Here is a 16,335-nt window from a genome sequence, read left to right on the forward strand (position 1 = left end):
CGGCGAAGCTGCGCAAAGGCCCGCAGGGCCTTGCCTGACGATCCCCCGCCGAACCCGCAGCGGCCTCAAGAGCGCTGCGGCCCTTCGTGCCGTTCGCAGCCTGCGGCAGCGGCTACAGGGCCTGCGAGGCTGCGAAGTCCGCCGATGGTCGGATTGCTTTCAGCAACGGATGCTTTAGGCTGGCGTTCTCCTTCCAGAACAATAAGAAAACAGGCTTCCGTCATGAGCCAGAATCTCAGTCTGCTGCGCAAGTTCGTGTCTCCGGAAATCATCTTTGGCGCCGGTTGCCGGCATAACGTCGGCAACTATGCGAAGACCTTCGGCGCGCGCAAGGTCCTGGTGGTCAGCGACCCCGGGGTGATCGCCGCCGGTTGGGTCGCCGATGTCGAGGCCAGTCTCCAGGCCCAGGGTGTCGACTATTGCCTTTACAGCCAGGTGTCGCCCAACCCGCGGGTGGAGGAGGTGATGCAGGGCGCCGAGGTCTACCGCGAAAACGCCTGCGATGTGATCGTCGCCGTCGGCGGCGGCAGCCCCATGGACTGCGGCAAGGGCATCGGCATCGTGGTGGCCCACGGGCGCAGCATCCTGGAGTTCGAAGGGGTGGACATGATCCGCGTGCCGAGCCCGCCCTTGATCATGATTCCCACCACCGCCGGCACCTCGGCGGACGTCTCGCAGTTCGTGATCATCTCCAACCAGCAGGAACGGATGAAGTTCTCCATCGTCAGCAAGGCGGTGGTGCCGGATGTGTCGCTGATCGACCCGGAAACCACCCTGGGCATGGACCCGTTCCTCTCCGCCTGCACCGGTATCGACGCCCTGGTGCATGCCATCGAGGCCTTTGTTTCCACCGGCCACGGGCCGCTCACCGATCCCCATGCCCTGGAAGCCATGCGCCTGATCAACGGCAACCTGGTGCAGATGATCGCCAACCCCGGCGACATCGCCCTGCGCGAGCAGATCATGCTCGGCAGCATGCAGGCCGGGCTGGCGTTCTCCAACGCGATTCTCGGCGCGGTGCATGCCATGTCCCACAGCCTGGGAGGCTTTCTCGACCTGCCCCACGGATTGTGCAACGCGGTGCTGGTGGAGCATGTGGTGGCCTTCAACTACAGCTCGGCGCCGGAGCGCTTCAAGGTGATTGCCGAGACCTTCGGCATCGACTGCCGCGGGCTCAACCAGCGGCAGATCTGCGGGCGCCTGGTGGAGCACCTGATCGCCCTCAAGCACGCCATCGGTTTCCACGAAACCCTGAGCCTGCATGGGGTCAGCAGCAGCGACATTCCGTTCCTCTCGCAGCATGCGATGGACGATCCGTGCATCCTCACCAACCCGCGCGAATCCAGCCAGCGTGATGTCGAGGTGGTGTATGGCGAGGCCCTCTGACGAACAGCAACGGGCCCTGGCCGGGCTCTTGGGGCTGGGCAACCACTCGGCGCGCAAGAGTCACTACCCGGAATTGGCGGCGCGCCTGGAAGACCTGGAAACCGAGCGCAACCGCTACAAGTGGCTGTTCGAGCACGCGGTGCACGGCATCTTCCAGGCCAGCCTGCAGGCCGGCCTGCGCGCGGCCAACCCGGCCCTGGCGCGCATGCTGGGCTATCAGGACCCGCAGGAAGTGCTGTTCTCCCTGGCCGATCTGGCGGGCAATCTGTTCGTCGGCGGCGCGGCGGAACTGGCGGCCATCGGCGAGGAGCTGCAGCGTCAGCGCAGCCTGTTGGGCTATGAAACCCAGTTGCGGCGCAAGGACGGCAGCAGCATCGATGTGCTGATGAACCTGCTGCTCAAGCCGGATCAGGACGGGCTGGTGGAAGGGTTTGTCGCCGACATCACCGAACGCAAGCTGGCCCAGCAGCACCTGGAACAGCTCAACGACCAGTTGGAGCAGCGGGTCGCCGCGCGCACCGATGAACTGCTGGAAGCCAACCGCAACCTGCAGCAGCAGATCGCCCGGCGCGAACGCATCGAGTGTGATCTGCGGGATGCCCGGGACGCCGCCGAGGCGGCCAACCGCAGCAAGGACAAATACCTGGCCGCCGCCAGCCACGACCTGCTGCAACCGCTGAATGCCGCGCGCCTGCTGATCTCTACCTTGCGCGAGCGGCGCCTGCCGGCGGCCGAGCAACTGCTGGTGGAGCGCACTCACCAGGCCCTGGAAGGCGCCGAGGACCTGCTCACCGATCTGCTGGACATCTCCAAGCTCGACCAGGCGGCGGTCAAGCCCGACCCTGCGGTCTATCGCCTGGATGAGTTGCTCGCGCCGCTGGTCTCGGAGTTCCAGTCGGTGGCCGAGGCGGCGGGCCTGGAGCTGCGGGTGCGCTTTGGCGACTTTGCCCTGTTCACCGACCTGCGGCTGATGACGCGGATTCTGCGTAACTTCCTCAGCAATGCCTGCCGCTACACCGAGCGCGGCAGCATTTTGCTGGCGGCGCGGCGTCGCGGCGATCAGTTGCGGCTGGAGGTGTGGGACACCGGGCGCGGCATTGCCGCCGACCGCCTGGATTCGATCTTCCTTGAATTCAATCAGCTGGACGTGGGCCGCGCCGCCGACCGCAAAGGGGTGGGCCTGGGGCTGGCGATTGTCGAGCGCATCGCCAAGATCCTCGGCTACCGGGTGCAGGTGCAGTCGCGGCCGGGGCGGGGCTCGCGGTTCAGTATCGAGGTGCCCCTGGCGGACCGGGTGCCATTGCCCATCAGCTTGCAGGCACCGCAGCCGGGCACCGGCAACCCGCTGCCGGGGCGGCGCCTGCTGGTGCTGGACAACGAGCTGAGCATCCTTGAGAGCATGGCCGCGCTGCTCGGGCAGTGGGGCTGCGAAGTGCTCACCGCCACCGATCAGGCGGCCGCCCTGGCGGTGCTTCAGGGCCGGGCGCCGGAGCTGATCCTGGCGGATTTTCACCTGGATCACGGGGTCACCGGGTGCCAGGTGGTGCAGCAGCTGCGCGAGCACTTCCAGCAGCCGCTGCCGGCGGTGATCATCACCGCCGACCGCAGCGACCAGTGCCGCCGGGCCTTGCAGCAACTGGGAGCGCCGCTGCTCAACAAACCGCTGAAACCGGGCAAGCTGCGGGCCGTGCTCAGCCAGTTGCTGGGCTAGGGCTGGGCCTGGTCCTTGGGGCATTCCAGTACGGTGCGCTCGGGTGCAGGGCTTCTGGCATGGGCGCAGGCTTGCCGCTAAGATGCCGCTCTTTTTTTCAAGGACGAAGCCGGCTCCTGCGTCGTCGCGCCGGGCCGCCGTTTAACCATCGATGAAACCCTTGTCCTCGTATCACCCGCTGCTGTACTGGCTGCGAGTACGCCAGAGGCGCCTGATGCGTCATCTGGCCTGGCGCTGCTTCGGGCGCCGTTACGCCCGGCCCGAGCCCGGCAGCCCGCGCTTGCCTCATCGGCTGATCAAGCACACCTCGAAACTGATCCGTACCCTGGGCGACTCCGACCTGGCGCTGCAGCACAACAAGGTGATCAACCTCAAGCTGGCGGTGGCTTGCATCGATGGCGTGCACATCGCCCCCGGCGAGTATTTTTCCTTCTGCAAGCTGGTGGGCCGACCCAGTCGCCGGCGCGGTTTTGTCGAAGGCATGGAGCTGTCGTTCGGCGAGGCCCGCCGCGGCATCGGCGGTGGCATCTGCCAACTGAGCAACCTGATTCACTGGATGGCGCTGCACTCGCCGCTTGAGGTGGTGGAGCGGGCCAACCACAGCTTCGACCCGTTCCCCGACGAGGGCCGGGTGCTGCCCTTCGGTTCCGGTGCGGCGATCTTCTACAACTACATCGACCTGGTGCTGTACAACCCCGGGCCGCAGACCTTGCAGCTCAAGCTGCTGGTCGGCGCGCAGCAACTGGAGGGCGAGCTGCTCTGCGAGCGGCCGCGGGAGTATCGCTATCACGTCTACCAGCGGGCCCATCGCTTTGTGCGCGAGGGCGCCCGGGTGTACCGGGAAAACCAGATCTGGCGCGACATTCGCACCAAGGGCCAGGACGCCCAGCTGCTGCGCCAGGAGTGCCTGTATCGCAACCGGGTGCTGGTCAAGTACCCGGTGGCCGAGGCGCTGCTCGATCAGCCGGTGCCGGGCTCAGATGATGCCCAGCATCCACAGTAGGCCCAGGTAGACCGCGGCGCCGCCCAGGGGCCAGACCACCAGCAGGCGGGTCTGGCTGAAGAACGCTGGCGCGGCCTCCACCCGGGTCGACTCCTCCAGCTGTTGCAGGGTTCTGGCGGGCTCGCCGTCCTCGACCGGGGCGTTGAGCTGGGCCTCGATCAGCGGTTCCACGGCCTCGACCTTGCGCATCAGCGTCCGGCCCGAGGCGAACAGGGCGGCGCCGACGAAGATCAGCAGGTAGATCACCAGGAATTTCCAGTGGGAGGAGTAGCTCAGGTCGATGAAGCTGGGGGTCGGGCTGTTGTCCCAGAACCAGTCCAGGGCCCGGGTGTTTTCCGAGACCATCAGGGTGAACTGCTGAATCGGGCGGTTGATGGTGCTCGCCATGGCGGTGTAGCTGTCCAGGCGCCAGTGGAGCATTTTCAGGGTGGAGAACAGCGTGGAGATCAGTGCGCCGGTGAACATCAATGCGCCTGCGCCAATCTGCAGCCGGTACTTCAATTGGGCCTGGGTGTAGTTCATCTGTGCGTCCTGCCATGAAGAAAGTGGCGCAATACTATATTTCACCGGCACGGGCCGATAGGGGCGGTGCTGCTCAGGCTATCCTTGGCTCCCTCTCTACTCGGACGAATCAGCCCATGCTGCAGGTACAAGGCGTCTTCAAGAGTTACCCCACGCCCCAGGGCCCGCTGGCGGTGCTGCAGGGCGTGGACCTGCAGCTGCGGCACGGCAGCAGCCTGGCGCTGATGGGCGAGTCGGGCAGTGGCAAGAGCACCTTGCTGCACCTGATCGCCGGGCTCGACCGGGTCGACGCCGGCAGCATCCGCATCGGCGGGCAGCACCTGGAGCAGATGACCGAGGGCCAGCGTGCCGACTGGCGACGCACTGAAGTGGGCCTGGTGTTCCAGCAGTTCAACCTGATCAGCAGCCTGCGGGTGGAAGACAACCTGAGCTTCCAGGCGCGCCTGGCCGGGCGCCTCGATCCGCTGTGGCAGGCGCAGTTGGTGGAGCGCCTGGGCCTGGGGGATTTGCTGCGGCGTTACCCGGAGCAGCTCTCCGGCGGCCAGCAGCAACGGGTCGCCCTGGGCCGGGCCCTGGCGGCGAAACCCGGGTTGCTGCTGGCGGACGAACCCACCGGCAGCCTCGACGAGGCCACCAGCGACGAGGTGTTGCAGCTGTTGCTGGAGCTACTGGCGGACAGCCCCACCAGCTTGTTGATGGTCACCCATAGCCAGCGGGTGGCCAGCCGCCTGCAACAGATGGTGGTGCTGCAACGCGGTCGTCTGGCCGACCCGGTCGGGGCTTGAGATGGGGGGCTTTGTCACAGCGATGCAGGCGCTGCTGAGCCACTGGCGCCGGCATCCGGTGCAGTTTTTCAGTGTGCTCACCGGACTCTGGCTGGCCACCAGCTTGTTGACCGGCGTGCTGGCTCTCAACAGTCAGGCTCGGGACAGTTATGCCCGGGCCAGCCAGTTGATCGGCGGCGAGCCTCAGGCCAGCCTGGGCAGCGCCAGTGGTGCGAGTTTTTCCCAGCAGGGGTTCGTCGAGCTGCGCCGTGCCGGCTGGCCGGTGTCGCCGGTGCTCCAGGGGCGGGTGCAGCTCAAGGATCACCCCGACCAGCCCCTGCAGGTGATGGGCATCGAGCCCTTATCGCTGCCCGCCGGTTCCGCGGTGGCCGGGCAGGCCCTGGCGCTGCAACAGATGGTCGAGTTCTTCAGTGTGCCGGGCACCACCTGGGTTGCACCGCAGACCCTGGCCAGCCTGGGCTTGCAAGAGGGCGAGCAACCCCAGGCAGTCAATGGCCAGCGTTTACCGCCGCTGCGGGTGCAGGCGGACATGGCCCCGGAGCTGCTGTTGATGGACATCGGTTTTGCCCAGCAGGTGCTCGGCCAGCCCGGGCAGTTGAGCCGCTTGTTGCTGCCCAGGGACTTTGCCGCCCAGGCACCGCCACTGCCGGCGCAACTGGCGGGGCAACTGGTGCTGCGCCAGGGTGAAGCAGAGGGCGATCTGGCGCGCCTGACCGAAAGCTTTCACCTGAACCTGGATGCCTTGGGGTTCCTGTCCTTTGTGGTGGGGCTGTTTATCGTGCACGCCGCCATTGGCCTGGCCCTGGAGCAGCGGCGCGGCTTGCTGCGCACCCTGCGGGCCTGCGGGGTCAGTGCGCGGCTGCTGATTGCCTGTCTGATCGTCGAACTGGGAGGGCTGGCGCTGTTGGGCGGTGTGGCTGGCGTGGTCAGCGGCTACCTGCTGGCCGGGGTGTTGCTGCCGGACGTGGCCGCCAGCCTGCGGGGCTTGTACGGCGCGCAAGTGGCCGGGCAGTTGAGCCTGAGTCCCGGGTGGTGGTTCAGCGGTATCGGCCTGAGTCTGTTGGGCGCCTTGCTGGCCGGTGGCGCCAGCCTGCTGCGGGCAGCGCGCCTGCCGCTGCTGGCCCTGGCCAATCCCCAGGCCTGGCACCAGGCCCATGCCCGCTGGTTGCGGCGCCAGGGTTGGATCGCTTGCCTGGCCTTGCTGGTGGCCCTGCTGGCGTGGCACTGGGGCGACAGCCTGGCCAGCGGTTTCGTGCTGCTGGCGGCTTTGCTGCTGGCGGCGGCCCTGGGCCTGCCGGTGCTGCTCAACGCGGTGCTGGGCGGTTTGCTGGGGCGCAGTCGCGGGGTGCTGGGGCAATGGTTTGTCGCCGATAGTCGGCAGCAGTTGCCGGCCCTGAGCCTGGCCTTGATGGCCCTGCTCCTGGCCCTGGCGGCGAACATTGGCGCCGGCAGCATGACTGCCGGTTTTCGCCAGACCTTCAATGACTGGCTGGAGCAGCGCCTGAGCGCCGAGCTCTACCTCAACCCGCAAAGCCCCGAACAGGCCGGGCAACTGCTGGACTGGCTGCCGCGCCAGCCCCAGGTGACGGCGGTGCTGCCCAGCTGGCAGGTGGCGTTGCAGGTTCAGGGCTGGCCGGCGGACCTGTACGGGGTGATCGACCATCCCAGCTATCGCCAGCATTGGCCGTTGCTGGAGGCCCAGGGGGCCGATCCCTGGGCGCAGTTGGCGGCGCACGACAGCGTGATGCTCAGCGAACAGTTGGCCCGAAGACTCAAGGTGCGACTGGGGGATCGCCTGGAACTGCCGGTGCCGGCAGGGCACTGGGCGCCCCAGGTGGTGGGGATCTATGCCGACTACGGCAATCCCAAGGGGCACTTGCTGGTGAATGTGCAGCACCTGCTGGCGCATTGGCCGCAGTTGGCGCCGAACCGTTTCAACCTGCGCCTTGCGCCGGAGGCGGTTGCGCCGCTGATCGGTGCCTTGCAACAGCAGTTTCAGCTGGATGACAGCCGGATCATCGATCAGGCCCGGCTCAAGGGTTGGTCGCTGCAGGTCTTCGAGCGTACCTTCGCCGCCACCGCCGCCCTCAATAGCCTGACCCTGGGGGTGTCCGGGGTGGCACTGTTCATCAGCCTGCTGACCCAGAGCCAGAGCCGCCTGGGCCAGTTGGCACCGCTCTGGGCCCTGGGGGTGGGCCGGCGCCAGTTGATGCTGCTGAACCTCGGGCAGACCTGGCTGCTGGCGGTGCTCACCCTGATGCTGGCGTTGCCCCTGGGGATTGTCCTGGCCGGGTGCCTGAACAGCGTGATCAATGTCCAGGCCTTTGGCTGGAGCCTGCCGTTGCGGGTGTTTCCAGGGCAGATCCTGCAACTGCTGGGCTTGGCCATGTTGGCCACCCTGGCGGCCTCGGCCTGGCCGCTGTTGAAGCTGTACCGTGCACAACCGGCGGATTTGCTGAGGACCTTTGCCCATGAAGATTGATTGCCGGTGGCTGCCGCTGCTGTTTCTGCTGCTGGCCGGCTGCGACCAGGACGCCGCGGCGCCCCAGGGTTTTGCCGGGCTGGGCAACGAGGCCTCGGCCTTTGCCCCGGTGGTGCCGGGGCGCACCTTCAGCTTTCCTGCCGATCATGGCCCACATGACGGTTTTCGCATCGAGTGGTGGTACCTGACGGCCAACCTGAAGGACGCTCAAGGCCGGCAATTCGGTGTGCAATGGACGCTGTTTCGCAGTGCGTTGCGGGCCGCGCCCGAGCAGCCCGGCTGGGGCGCACCGCTGGTCTGGCTGGGGCACGCGGCGGCCACTTCGGCCAGCCGTCACTATGCCGCCGAGCGTTATGCCCGGGGCGGGGTGGGGCAGGCCGGGGTCACGGCGCAGCCGTTCCAGGCCTGGATCGATGACTGGCGCTTCACCAGCCTGCCCACCGGGGCCAATCCCCTGGCCCGGATGCAGGTGCAGGCCAGCGGGCCGGGGTTCGCCTATCAGTTGCAACTGTCCAGCCGCCAGCCGCTGGTGCTGCAGGGCGTGGGCGGCTACAGCCGCAAGTCGGACCAGGGTCAGGCGTCGTATTACTACAGCCAGCCGTTCTTCCAGGCGTCGGGGCAGTTGCAGATCGACGGCCAACGCTATGAGGTCAGCGGCCCGGCCTGGCTCGATCGGGAGTGGAGCAGCCAGCCCCTGGCCGCCGACCAGACCGGTTGGGACTGGTTCTCCCTGCACCTGGACAGCGGAGAACGGTTGATGCTGTTCCGGGTGCGGGAGAACCATCGCGCGCCTTACATCACCGGCACCTGGATCAATGTCGATGGCAGCACCCAGAGCCTGGGGCGCGAGCAGATCCAGATGACGCCCCTGGAGGAAGCCCAGGTCGAGGGGCGGCGCCTGCCGAGCGCCTGGCAACTGAAGATTCCCGATAAGAAACTGGACATCAGAACCCGGGCCTTGAATCCCCAGTCGTGGATGAAACTGAGCATTCCCTATTGGGAGGGGCCGATCACCCTGGAGGGCAGCCACACCGGCAGCGGTTATCTGGAGATGACCGGGTATTGAGGGGGGCTGCAGGACAGCCCCAGGGGCCAGGGCTGACGGGGCTGAGCTGAGGGGCGAGCCGGCGGCGAGGGCGACGGATCACCCCGGTGTCCAGTTTTATTCAGAATCCGCCCACGGATTTTCCCCTTCAGTTGCACTAGAATGCCAATCGTTCGCCCGGTGCAAGGGCTCTTTACCGGTGCATGGATTGCCAAGGCCAGAGCACTGGGCGAACACCCTCCCTGAACAATGTCCTGCGAATGCCAGGTTGTGTAACTGTCGCGTCCGGCGACGTTCGAGCCCTTGAAAGGTGCTCAGCTTCCCCTTCAAACACCCCCCCCTGCGGGTTTTCTGCGCTGCACCGTGGTTGGTCGTGGGCGCTCAAAGCGCGATGGGCTGCAGGCTGATCTGGTGGGCGCGCAGACTGACCCACTGCGGCAGGCGCTCGGGGCCACCCCGCAGGGACAGGAGGATGATCGAGGGGCCTACCGCCAGGGCGGCGACGCCATCCTCATCGAGCTGAACCAGGCGCCCACTGACCTGCAAGGCACCCTGGTCCCAGTGCAGGCGGAACGGGCCCTGGGCACAGGGCTCCAGGTTGTCATTCCAGCTGAACTCGTCCTCCAGGCTCAGTTCCACTTCGTAGTCGTGCCCGACCCTCGGCGAGGGGCCCAGCCATTGGCCGCGACCCTCGCCGAAGGCACAGCAGAAGCCGACGCAGAGGTCTTGCGCCGCAGTGAGGCGGATGTCCGTCAGGGTGATACGCATGCCAGGGTGTCTCGATAGAGTTGAAGTGGCGCCAAGCCGCTTGCACGGTTGTCGCGCCGGGCAAGGCTGAAGGCTCTGCCGGCGTCTGGCAAGTGCCTGCGGTTTTTCATTGCGCAGTCGCGGGGCCTTCAACAAAATGGCCGACTGCTCCGCGGGACCGCTCGCGGAGGTGGATGGTAGTGGAGATCCTGGATTGATCTGGTTGAAGCGTTTTCTCATGTCGATCGGCGCACTGACGCTGATACTGGTTGCCCTCGGGATGGCCTGGACGGGCCTTTTCAAAGAAGCCGTGCACACATTGCCGGAACATCCCCGGGCCCGGTGGCAGGGCGGCGTCGATGGTGGGCACTACGTTGAAGTCACCCGCAGCGAAGCGCCTTACTACTTCGTCCAGATCCGTTATGAAAGCGGCGACCTGTGGTCCGAGGGCTGGCTGCGGCATGAGCACGGCGACGGTGCTCCGTTCAGCGCTGACGACGTGATCGCCTTTGACGGTGACGGGGTGATTTTCCTTCAGCAACGCAAGGTGCTGGCCGGTGGCAAGTCCGGGGCCCGTTGAGCCCCGGGGCGCGACCTATTTGCCCTGGCTGTCGGTGCCGTAGGCGTCCCACAGCTTGTTGCGAAACTTGTTGTGCGGATCGACCCGCGCCTTGAGCGCGAGAAATTCCCCGGCCCGCGGATAGGCCGCCCGAAACTGCTGCGGTGTGGCGTGGATCTGATACGGCAGGTAGTAGCTGCCGCCGCGCTTGATCGCGCTGTCCACCAGGGCCCGGGTCCATTCCCGCACGGCGTCCCGCTCCGCCTCTGCCGTGCTCTGCTGGTAATACAGCACCAGGGCGAACACGTCAGTCTTGGCCCAGGCCAGCAAGGTGCCGGGGTCGGCCTTGGCGTGACGGATGGACAGGTTGATCACGTTGACCCTGTGCGCCCGCAGGGTCGCGCCCATCTCCTGGACGAAACTCTCCAGCTGGTCGGTGGGCACGAAGTATTCCTGCAGCACGTAGGTGCGCTTGCTCCGGGAGTCGGGCTCCAGTTCGCGCACGTCGAGGCTGGCCTCGTGGTTGCGCCAGGAGACTTGGGGTTTCTTCAGCACCAGGGGGTCGATCACCTCCTGGCGCAGGGCCTTGCCCCCGGGCCATTGGCTCACCACTTTCAGGGCTTTCTGTTCTTTCCAGTAGTTCTGGTCCAGGGGCGTGAGGCGTTCCTTGACCGTTAGCGGCAGGTCGGTCTGGCTGTAGGACACTGCGCGCAGGGTCTGGTACTGGTCGGGGTAGAGCACGGCGTTATGCAGGATGACCTTGGGGTTGTGCTCGATCCGGGCAAAGAAAAAGGGGCGGTAGTCGCCCAGGGGCATTTCTTCGAAGCTGCGCAGCAGGCGCACGTTGTCACTCAGGCGCAAGGTGGCTTCGACTATCACCCCGAGGCCGCCGTAACCGCCGATGGCGCCGTAGAACAGTTCGGCGTTGCTTTGCGGGCTGGCCTCGACCACTTGGCCGTCGGCCAGCACCAGCTTGATGGATTTGACCGAGGTCACCAGCGGCCCATAGCCGACATAGCGGCCATGGGCGTTGACGCTCAGGGCGCCGCCGACGGTGAAGTTGGCGTAGCTCTGCATGATGCTCACGGACAGATCGTAGGGGTCGATGAAACTCTGCAGGGCGCGCCAGGTGATGCCGGGCTGCACGGTGATTTCCTTGTGCTCGCGGGAGAAATCGAGCACCCGGTCGAAGCCGCGCATATCGATCTGCAAGGCATGCTCGGTGGCAGTCTGGCCGCCCATGCTGTAGCGCCCGCCGCCGATGGCGATGGGGCCGGGGTGTTCGGCCACCCGTTTGACGATCTGCTCCAGGGTGGTGGGCCGGGCCACCTGGTCCACCACGATGGGGTTGAGCTGGGTGATGTCGTTGACGGTTTCTGCTGCGTGGGTGCTCAGCGCGGCGCCGAGGGCGCAGCATAAAAACAGGCCGGTCGCGAATCTCATGTCGCCGTGTCCATCCTTGGTGGTGGCGCGCCGCGGGCTCGGGCGCAAGTTCCGGCACAATAGCGTCCCGGCCAGGCCATGACCATGGGGCAAAACGACGAAGGGGGAATCCGGCACCGACCCGCAAGGCCGATGCCGGACAGGGCTTAGAGCGCTGGCAGGCCCAGGCTGGCGGCGCATTGCTCCAGGGAGCGCTGCTGGGTCTGGGCGTAGAGCTGCAACTCATCCAGGGTGGCGCGGCCCAGGGCCGTTTCGAAGGCCTGGCGGTTGGAGTGTGCGGCGTAGTGGCTCTGGCTGTCGTCCCCCAGGTTGGACTGGAAGATCCCGGCGGCGCTCACCGGCAGGAAGTCCTCATACACCAGGGGTTCGGCCCGCAGGTGCCCGGCGGCCAGCAACGCTGACAAGGTGGTGGGCCGCTGGGGCTGGTGGCGTGCCGCCAGCCCGGCGTCGCTGACGAAGTAGCGGAAATAGGCCAGGCCCTGTTCACGCATGGCGTCGTGGTTGTCGGGGAATTCGTCGAAGTGCGCTTGCATCAGCTGGTTGTAGCGCTGGGCGTTGCTCTCGCTGGGGAAGTCGCCCAGGGCGTCGCGGGCCGCATTCAGCAGGCGGTCGTAGAGGGCCCGGCCCTTGGGTGTCAGTGCCGCGCCGCGTTGCTCGATCTCGCCGAAGCGGGCGCTGTGGCTGCCCTGGGGCAGGTCCTGATCGGTGAAGGCCACCCGTTCCTCCAGGGCCTTGAAGCTGGTCTGGCGCAGCAGGATCGGGCACGCCCGGCGTGGCGGGCCTTCGATCACCGCCTTGGGGGTGATGCCGTGCTCGGGCATCAGCCGTTGCACTTCATCGATGTCCAGGGTGCGTGGGGTCAGGTGGTTGATGTGCGGCCCCTTGAACGCCACCACGTCGGCGATCAGCCGGTGCTGGGCACTGAGACTGGCGTACTGGGCGGCGGTCACCGTGGCGTGGTGGTGCCAGCGGAAGGTCTCCAGGGCTTCCTGAATGAAGCGTTGGGCATCCTGCTCATCCAGGCCGCCTTGGGCGTGGGCCTGTTCGATCAGTTCCAGCACCTTGGGGGTGAAAATCGAGCGTTGGGCCAGCACCTGTTCGGCAAAGCGCCGCAGTTCGGGGTTGTCGATCAGTTCCAGGCGCAGCAACGAGGTGAAGACCCGGAACGGGCTGACGTGCAGGGCCTCTTCGTGCACCGCGCGAAAGGCCGTGGAGTGCACCGGCACCCCGGCCGGGGTCAGGTCGTAGTAGCCCACCGGCTGCATGCCCATGACCGCGAACAGCCGGGCCAGGGTCGCCAGCTCGGCGGCGCTGCCGACACGGATGGCGCCGTGGCGCTCCAGGTCCAGGCGCTGCAGTTCGCCGCTGTGCTGCAAGTGCCGGGCAATGGCCGGCTGCTGTTCCAGGACCTGGGCATTGACCTGGGCCACCAGCGCCATCAGGGCGCCGTAGAGGGGCACCTCCTCACGGTACATATCCGACATGGCCCGGGAAAATCCCTGGCGGATCAGATCAGGACTGACGAAGTGCTGGTTGCTCATGGACAAGGTTCCCGTGGCAGTGGATATCGAAACGAGAGAAGTACGGATCGGCCCCGATTCTGCTGGCCGGTGCCGGGGCTGACAAACGAAGTTTCCTCTGAACTTCATTCTGCAAATGAATGCATGGGGCCGGCGGGCAGATTCCCGCTCAGCGGGCCCGTCTTGAGCGGGCAGGCTGTGTACACTGATGGCGTTTTGCATCCGCGTGGCTAGACTTGCAACGGTCAAGCTCACCTATCGCTCGCTGCATCTTTCCCATCGCTGGACGGAGGCAACTTGGCCCCTGCGCAGTACACCAGAGGCAAGGGACTGTCATTGGCCAGGAGGCTGTATAAATCGCGGATTCTGGGCCTTGGCCTGGGCTTGCTGTGCGTGGCCGCCGGGATGTGGCCGCTGCAACCGGCGCCCTGGGTCTGGGGCTTGATGCTGTTCAACGCCCTGGTCTGGCCGCACCTGGCCTATCAGTGGGCCCGATGGTCCCAGGTGCCGTTTCGCGCCGAGTACCGCAACCTGCTGGTGGACTCCTTGCTCGGCGGGTTCTGGGTCGCGGCCATGCAGTTCAATCCGCTGCCGCTGGCCACCACCCTGGGGATGATGGCGATGAACAACATCGCCCTGGGCGGGGTGCGTTTTTTTCTTGCCGGCTGTGGGGCCCAGGTCCTGGGCATTGGCATCGGCCTGGGGGTGTTCGGGCTGTCGTTCACTCCCCTGACCACGCCGCAGCAGTTGTATGCCTGCCTGCCGATGCTGACTCTGTACCCGATGGTGCTGGGCTACATCTGTTACCAGCAAGCGGCGACCCTGGGCCGGCACAAGCGCGAGCTGCTGGCCCTGAGTCGCACCGACAGCCTGACCGGGCTGCTCAACCACGGCGCCTGGAAGGACCAGTTGGAGATCGAGTTCCAGCGTTGCCAGCGCCAGGCCCATGGTGGCGCCATCGCCCTGATCGACATCGATCACTTCAAGGCCATCAACGACACCTACGGCCATGTGGCCGGGGATGTGGTGCTGCGCCAGTTGAGCAAGCTCCTCCGGCAGAACCTGCGGGCCAGCGATCAGGCCGGGCGTTATGGCGGTGATGAGTTCTGCGTGATCCTGCCGGACGTGCCGCTGGAGCACGCCGCCGATCTGATGGAGGCGCTGCGCGGGCGCTTCGCGGCCCTGGGCTACGAACAGAATCCGGCGTTGCAGGTGAGCCTGAGCATTGGCCTGGCGGCGTTCAACCCCATGCACGAGGACGCCATGGATTGGTTGAACGATGCCGATCAGGCCCTGTATGCCGCCAAGACCGCTGGTCGCAACAACGTCACCTGCCATCCGCCGGAGCGGCCTTCGCGCCGGGTGTTGAATCCACTGTAATACCTGCCTCTGGTCGGGCTTGCCCATGAAGGCGTCGGCATGTACGCCGCGTGATTGGCGGTGTTCCGTTCGCCGGCAAGCCGGCGCCTATGGGGGAGCAGGGTGCAGGCGCCGCGCCAGTTCCAGCGCTGTGCGGCCGCTGGCGATGCCCGGCACCAGTTGGGCGAAGGGGATGTCGATCAGCCGCTCCTCGCGCACCGCCCGCAACCGCGACAGCACCGGGTCTCGCTGCAGCAGCTGGCGTTTGCGCGTGGCCGGTGACCACAGGGCGTCTGCCAGGAGCAGCACGTCCGGGTCGTTGCTCAGCAGGGTTTCGCTGTCGACCGTCAGGCGCGGGCGGTCGATGGCGGCGAAGCTGTTGCGGGCGCCAGCGGCTTGCAGCAGTACCCCGACAAAACCGCGCTGGCCCTGGCTGGCCAGGCCGTTGACCTCGCTGTCCAGGTAGAACACCGCGGGCGTGTCGCGGCCCCGGTACAAGGCTGCTGCCGCAGCAAGGTCGGCCTCCATGGCCGCGATCAGTTGCTCGGCCCGGGCTGGCTGCTGCAACAGCCGGCCCAGGGTCCGCAGGTCGCGACGGATATGCCCGAAGTAGTCCTCATCATGCCCGGCGCAGGCCGACTCCAGCAGGTAGCTGGCAATGCCGATGCGCCCCAGGCGCTCCCGGGAGCTGAAGTTGTCGGGAAATGCCGAAGCGAAGCCGCCCACCACCAGGTCGGGCTTCAGGCTGTAGAGCACCTCCGCCGACGGGTATTGCCGGGCGATCACCGGCACGCCGTGGTACTGCCCCTGGGTTTGGGCCTGACTGTCGTCATCCAGGTAGGCGACGCCGATCATCGACGGCCCGGCGCCCAGGGCCAGCAGCAGATCGGCGCTGTGCTGGTTGAGGGCCACGATGCGCCGGGGAGGGTCCTCGACGGTCCAGGTCTTGGCGCAGTTGTCGTAGCTGGCCGCCAGGGCCGGCCCGGTCGCCAGCCATAGCAGGAGGCCGAGGATCTTCCTAGGCATCCGCCACCCCCGCATACGGCGAAGGGATCAGCAGATCCTGCACCGGCTCACCTGCCAGCAGATGCCCCTGCACCAGACGCACGACCTGGCGGTCGTCGCTGACCCGGTACCAGCAGCCATCGGGGTGCACGGTCAGCACCGGCCCCAGGTTGCAGGGGAACTGGCAGGCGGTGCGGGTCAGCAGCACGCCGCCGGGGGTTTCCATGTGGCCAAGGCGCAGCAGTTCACGGCGCAGGGTCTTCCACAGCGCCAGGGCACCGCGGCGCACGCAGCGCGGGCCGGTGCACAGGAACACCTGCCGGGCATGGGGTGGCACCCGCGACCAGTCCGGGTCGCTGGCCACGGCGTTGACCTGATCGCAGGGCAGGTGCCGCTCGTGCTGGGCGATGCTGGCGCAGGCCAGCGCTGCATCCAGCCCGCGACGGCCCAGGGCCTGGGCGGTGATCCACAGCTGCGGCGCCTGGGGATGGGCCCGGGCCAGGCGTCCCAGCTCATCGCGCAGCCAGTCCAGGTAAGCGCTGTCGGAACTGGGCTCCAGGTCCACCACCAGCAGTGCCGCGCCGTGCTCGGGCAAGGGTTCCTCCAGGGCGGCCCAGAGGCTGTCGAAACCGTCCAGGGTGTCGATCACCCGGGTGTCGGCGTCCTCGTTGCGCAGCGCCTTGAGCTCGCGGCGAAAGGCTTCGCCCAGGGTGCCGCCGTGCAGGCCGGGGCCGACGAACAGCACCCGTTGATAGTCCTTGTGCATGT

Annotated in this window: 14 protein-coding genes; 8 read left to right on the plus strand and 6 right to left on the minus strand. The window is 66.8% G+C overall.

Annotation, left to right across the window (positions count from 1 at the left end):
• The first annotated feature begins 222 nt into the window (after positions 1-222).
• The 3 genes from ercA (at position 223) to DWF74_RS26990 (ending at position 4,100) form a co-directional block, all read left to right on the plus strand.
• Positions 223-1,386, plus strand: a complete 1,164-nt coding sequence (ercA, locus tag DWF74_RS26980) for an alcohol dehydrogenase-like regulatory protein ErcA (RefSeq protein ID WP_060838525.1) — start codon at positions 223-225, stop codon at positions 1,384-1,386.
• Positions 1,370-3,097 carry a PAS domain-containing hybrid sensor histidine kinase/response regulator gene (locus DWF74_RS26985; RefSeq protein ID WP_102861871.1) on the plus strand — a complete coding sequence of 576 codons (1,728 nt, stop codon included), beginning with the start codon at positions 1,370-1,372 and terminating at the stop codon, positions 3,095-3,097. The genes ercA and DWF74_RS26985 overlap by 17 nt, the downstream gene beginning before the upstream one ends.
• A 151-nt stretch (positions 3,098-3,248) precedes the next feature.
• Positions 3,249-4,100, plus strand: a complete 852-nt coding sequence (locus DWF74_RS26990; protein WP_115582059.1) for a VanW family protein — start codon at positions 3,249-3,251, stop codon at positions 4,098-4,100.
• Here DWF74_RS26990 and DWF74_RS26995 read toward each other — a convergent pair.
• Entirely contained in the window at positions 4,074-4,622 is a 549-nt protein-coding gene (locus DWF74_RS26995; RefSeq protein WP_115582060.1) for a YniB family protein, read from the minus strand. The two genes, DWF74_RS26990 and DWF74_RS26995, sit on opposite strands and share 27 nt — an antisense overlap.
• Before the next feature lie 116 nt (positions 4,623-4,738).
• Here DWF74_RS26995 and DWF74_RS27000 point away from each other — a divergent pair, with 116 nt between their 5' ends.
• The 3 genes from DWF74_RS27000 to DWF74_RS27010 are packed head-to-tail and all read left to right on the plus strand — an operon-like array spanning position 4,739 to position 8,955.
• Positions 4,739-5,407, plus strand: coding sequence for an ABC transporter ATP-binding protein (locus tag DWF74_RS27000; protein WP_115582061.1), 669 nt, complete (start codon positions 4,739-4,741; stop codon positions 5,405-5,407).
• A 1-nt stretch (position 5,408) separates the two neighbouring features.
• Positions 5,409-7,889 carry an FtsX-like permease family protein gene (locus DWF74_RS27005; protein WP_115582062.1) on the plus strand — a complete coding sequence of 827 codons (2,481 nt, stop codon included), beginning with the start codon at positions 5,409-5,411 and terminating at the stop codon, positions 7,887-7,889.
• A complete protein-coding gene (locus tag DWF74_RS27010) occupies positions 7,879-8,955 on the plus strand; it encodes a lipocalin-like domain-containing protein (RefSeq protein ID WP_115582063.1) in 1,077 nt (358 codons plus the stop codon). The genes DWF74_RS27005 and DWF74_RS27010 overlap by 11 nt, the downstream gene beginning before the upstream one ends.
• Positions 8,956-9,315: 360 nt before the next feature.
• On the opposite strand, the gene DWF74_RS27015 is transcribed toward DWF74_RS27010, so the two are convergent.
• Positions 9,316-9,702, minus strand: coding sequence for a hypothetical protein (locus tag DWF74_RS27015; RefSeq protein ID WP_115582064.1), 387 nt, complete (start codon positions 9,700-9,702; stop codon positions 9,316-9,318).
• Between the two features lie 202 nt (positions 9,703-9,904).
• Between DWF74_RS27015 and DWF74_RS27020 the strand changes: the two genes are divergently transcribed.
• Positions 9,905-10,261 carry a hypothetical protein gene (locus DWF74_RS27020; protein WP_240321968.1) on the plus strand — a complete coding sequence of 119 codons (357 nt, stop codon included), beginning with the start codon at positions 9,905-9,907 and terminating at the stop codon, positions 10,259-10,261.
• A 15-nt stretch (positions 10,262-10,276) separates the two neighbouring features.
• Here DWF74_RS27020 and DWF74_RS27025 read toward each other — a convergent pair whose 3' ends face one another.
• Together DWF74_RS27025 and hglS are read right to left on the minus strand one after the other, a co-directional pair.
• The gene (locus tag DWF74_RS27025; protein WP_115582065.1) at positions 10,277-11,683 is read right to left on the minus strand and encodes an FAD-binding oxidoreductase; all 1,407 of its coding nucleotides are present in this window, start codon (positions 11,681-11,683) and stop codon (positions 10,277-10,279) included.
• Positions 11,684-11,829: 146 nt separating this feature from the next.
• Complete coding sequence (gene hglS, locus DWF74_RS27030; RefSeq protein WP_181433979.1) at positions 11,830-13,224, minus strand: 2-oxoadipate dioxygenase/decarboxylase HglS; 1,395 nt, start codon at positions 13,222-13,224, stop codon at positions 11,830-11,832.
• A gap of 276 nt (positions 13,225-13,500) precedes the next feature.
• Here hglS and DWF74_RS27035 point away from each other — a divergent pair, with 276 nt between their 5' ends.
• Entirely contained in the window at positions 13,501-14,583 is a 1,083-nt protein-coding gene (locus DWF74_RS27035; RefSeq protein WP_102861861.1) for a diguanylate cyclase, read from the plus strand.
• An 87-nt stretch (positions 14,584-14,670) separates the two neighbouring features.
• Here the strand turns inward: DWF74_RS27035 and DWF74_RS27040 are convergent, their stop codons facing one another.
• Entirely contained in the window at positions 14,671-15,588 is a 918-nt protein-coding gene (locus tag DWF74_RS27040; protein ID WP_102861860.1) for an ABC transporter substrate-binding protein, read from the minus strand.
• Positions 15,581-16,333, minus strand: a complete 753-nt coding sequence (locus DWF74_RS27045) for a (2Fe-2S) ferredoxin domain-containing protein (RefSeq protein ID WP_115582067.1) — start codon at positions 16,331-16,333, stop codon at positions 15,581-15,583. The genes DWF74_RS27040 and DWF74_RS27045 overlap by 8 nt, the downstream gene beginning before the upstream one ends.
• Positions 16,334-16,335: the final 2 nt, after the last annotated feature.

It is taken from the genome of Pseudomonas protegens, assembly GCF_003363755.1.
Taxonomy (GTDB): domain Bacteria; phylum Pseudomonadota; class Gammaproteobacteria; order Pseudomonadales; family Pseudomonadaceae; genus Aquipseudomonas; species Aquipseudomonas danubii.

Excerpts from the sequence above, each read along its gene's own strand:
- ercA (WP_060838525.1), top strand. The coding sequence starts at position 223 with ATGAGCCAGAATCTCAGTCTGCTGCGCAAGTTCGTGTCTCCGGAAATC.
- DWF74_RS26985 (WP_102861871.1), top strand. The coding sequence starts at position 1,370 with ATGGCGAGGCCCTCTGACGAACAGCAACGGGCCCTGGCCGGGCTCTTG.
- DWF74_RS26990 (WP_115582059.1), top strand. The coding sequence starts at position 3,249 with ATGAAACCCTTGTCCTCGTATCACCCGCTGCTGTACTGGCTGCGAGTA.
- DWF74_RS26995 (WP_115582060.1), bottom strand. The coding sequence starts at position 4,622 with ATGAACTACACCCAGGCCCAATTGAAGTACCGGCTGCAGATTGGCGCA.
- DWF74_RS27000 (WP_115582061.1), top strand. The coding sequence starts at position 4,739 with ATGCTGCAGGTACAAGGCGTCTTCAAGAGTTACCCCACGCCCCAGGGC.
- DWF74_RS27005 (WP_115582062.1), top strand. The coding sequence starts at position 5,409 with ATGGGGGGCTTTGTCACAGCGATGCAGGCGCTGCTGAGCCACTGGCGC.
- DWF74_RS27010 (WP_115582063.1), top strand. The coding sequence starts at position 7,879 with ATGAAGATTGATTGCCGGTGGCTGCCGCTGCTGTTTCTGCTGCTGGCC.
- DWF74_RS27015 (WP_115582064.1), bottom strand. The coding sequence starts at position 9,702 with ATGCGTATCACCCTGACGGACATCCGCCTCACTGCGGCGCAAGACCTC.
- DWF74_RS27025 (WP_115582065.1), bottom strand. The coding sequence starts at position 11,683 with ATGAGATTCGCGACCGGCCTGTTTTTATGCTGCGCCCTCGGCGCCGCG.
- hglS (WP_181433979.1), bottom strand. The coding sequence starts at position 13,224 with ATGAGCAACCAGCACTTCGTCAGTCCTGATCTGATCCGCCAGGGATTT.
- DWF74_RS27040 (WP_102861860.1), bottom strand. The coding sequence starts at position 15,588 with ATGCCTAGGAAGATCCTCGGCCTCCTGCTATGGCTGGCGACCGGGCCG.
- DWF74_RS27045 (WP_115582067.1), bottom strand. The coding sequence starts at position 16,333 with ATGCACAAGGACTATCAACGGGTGCTGTTCGTCGGCCCCGGCCTGCAC.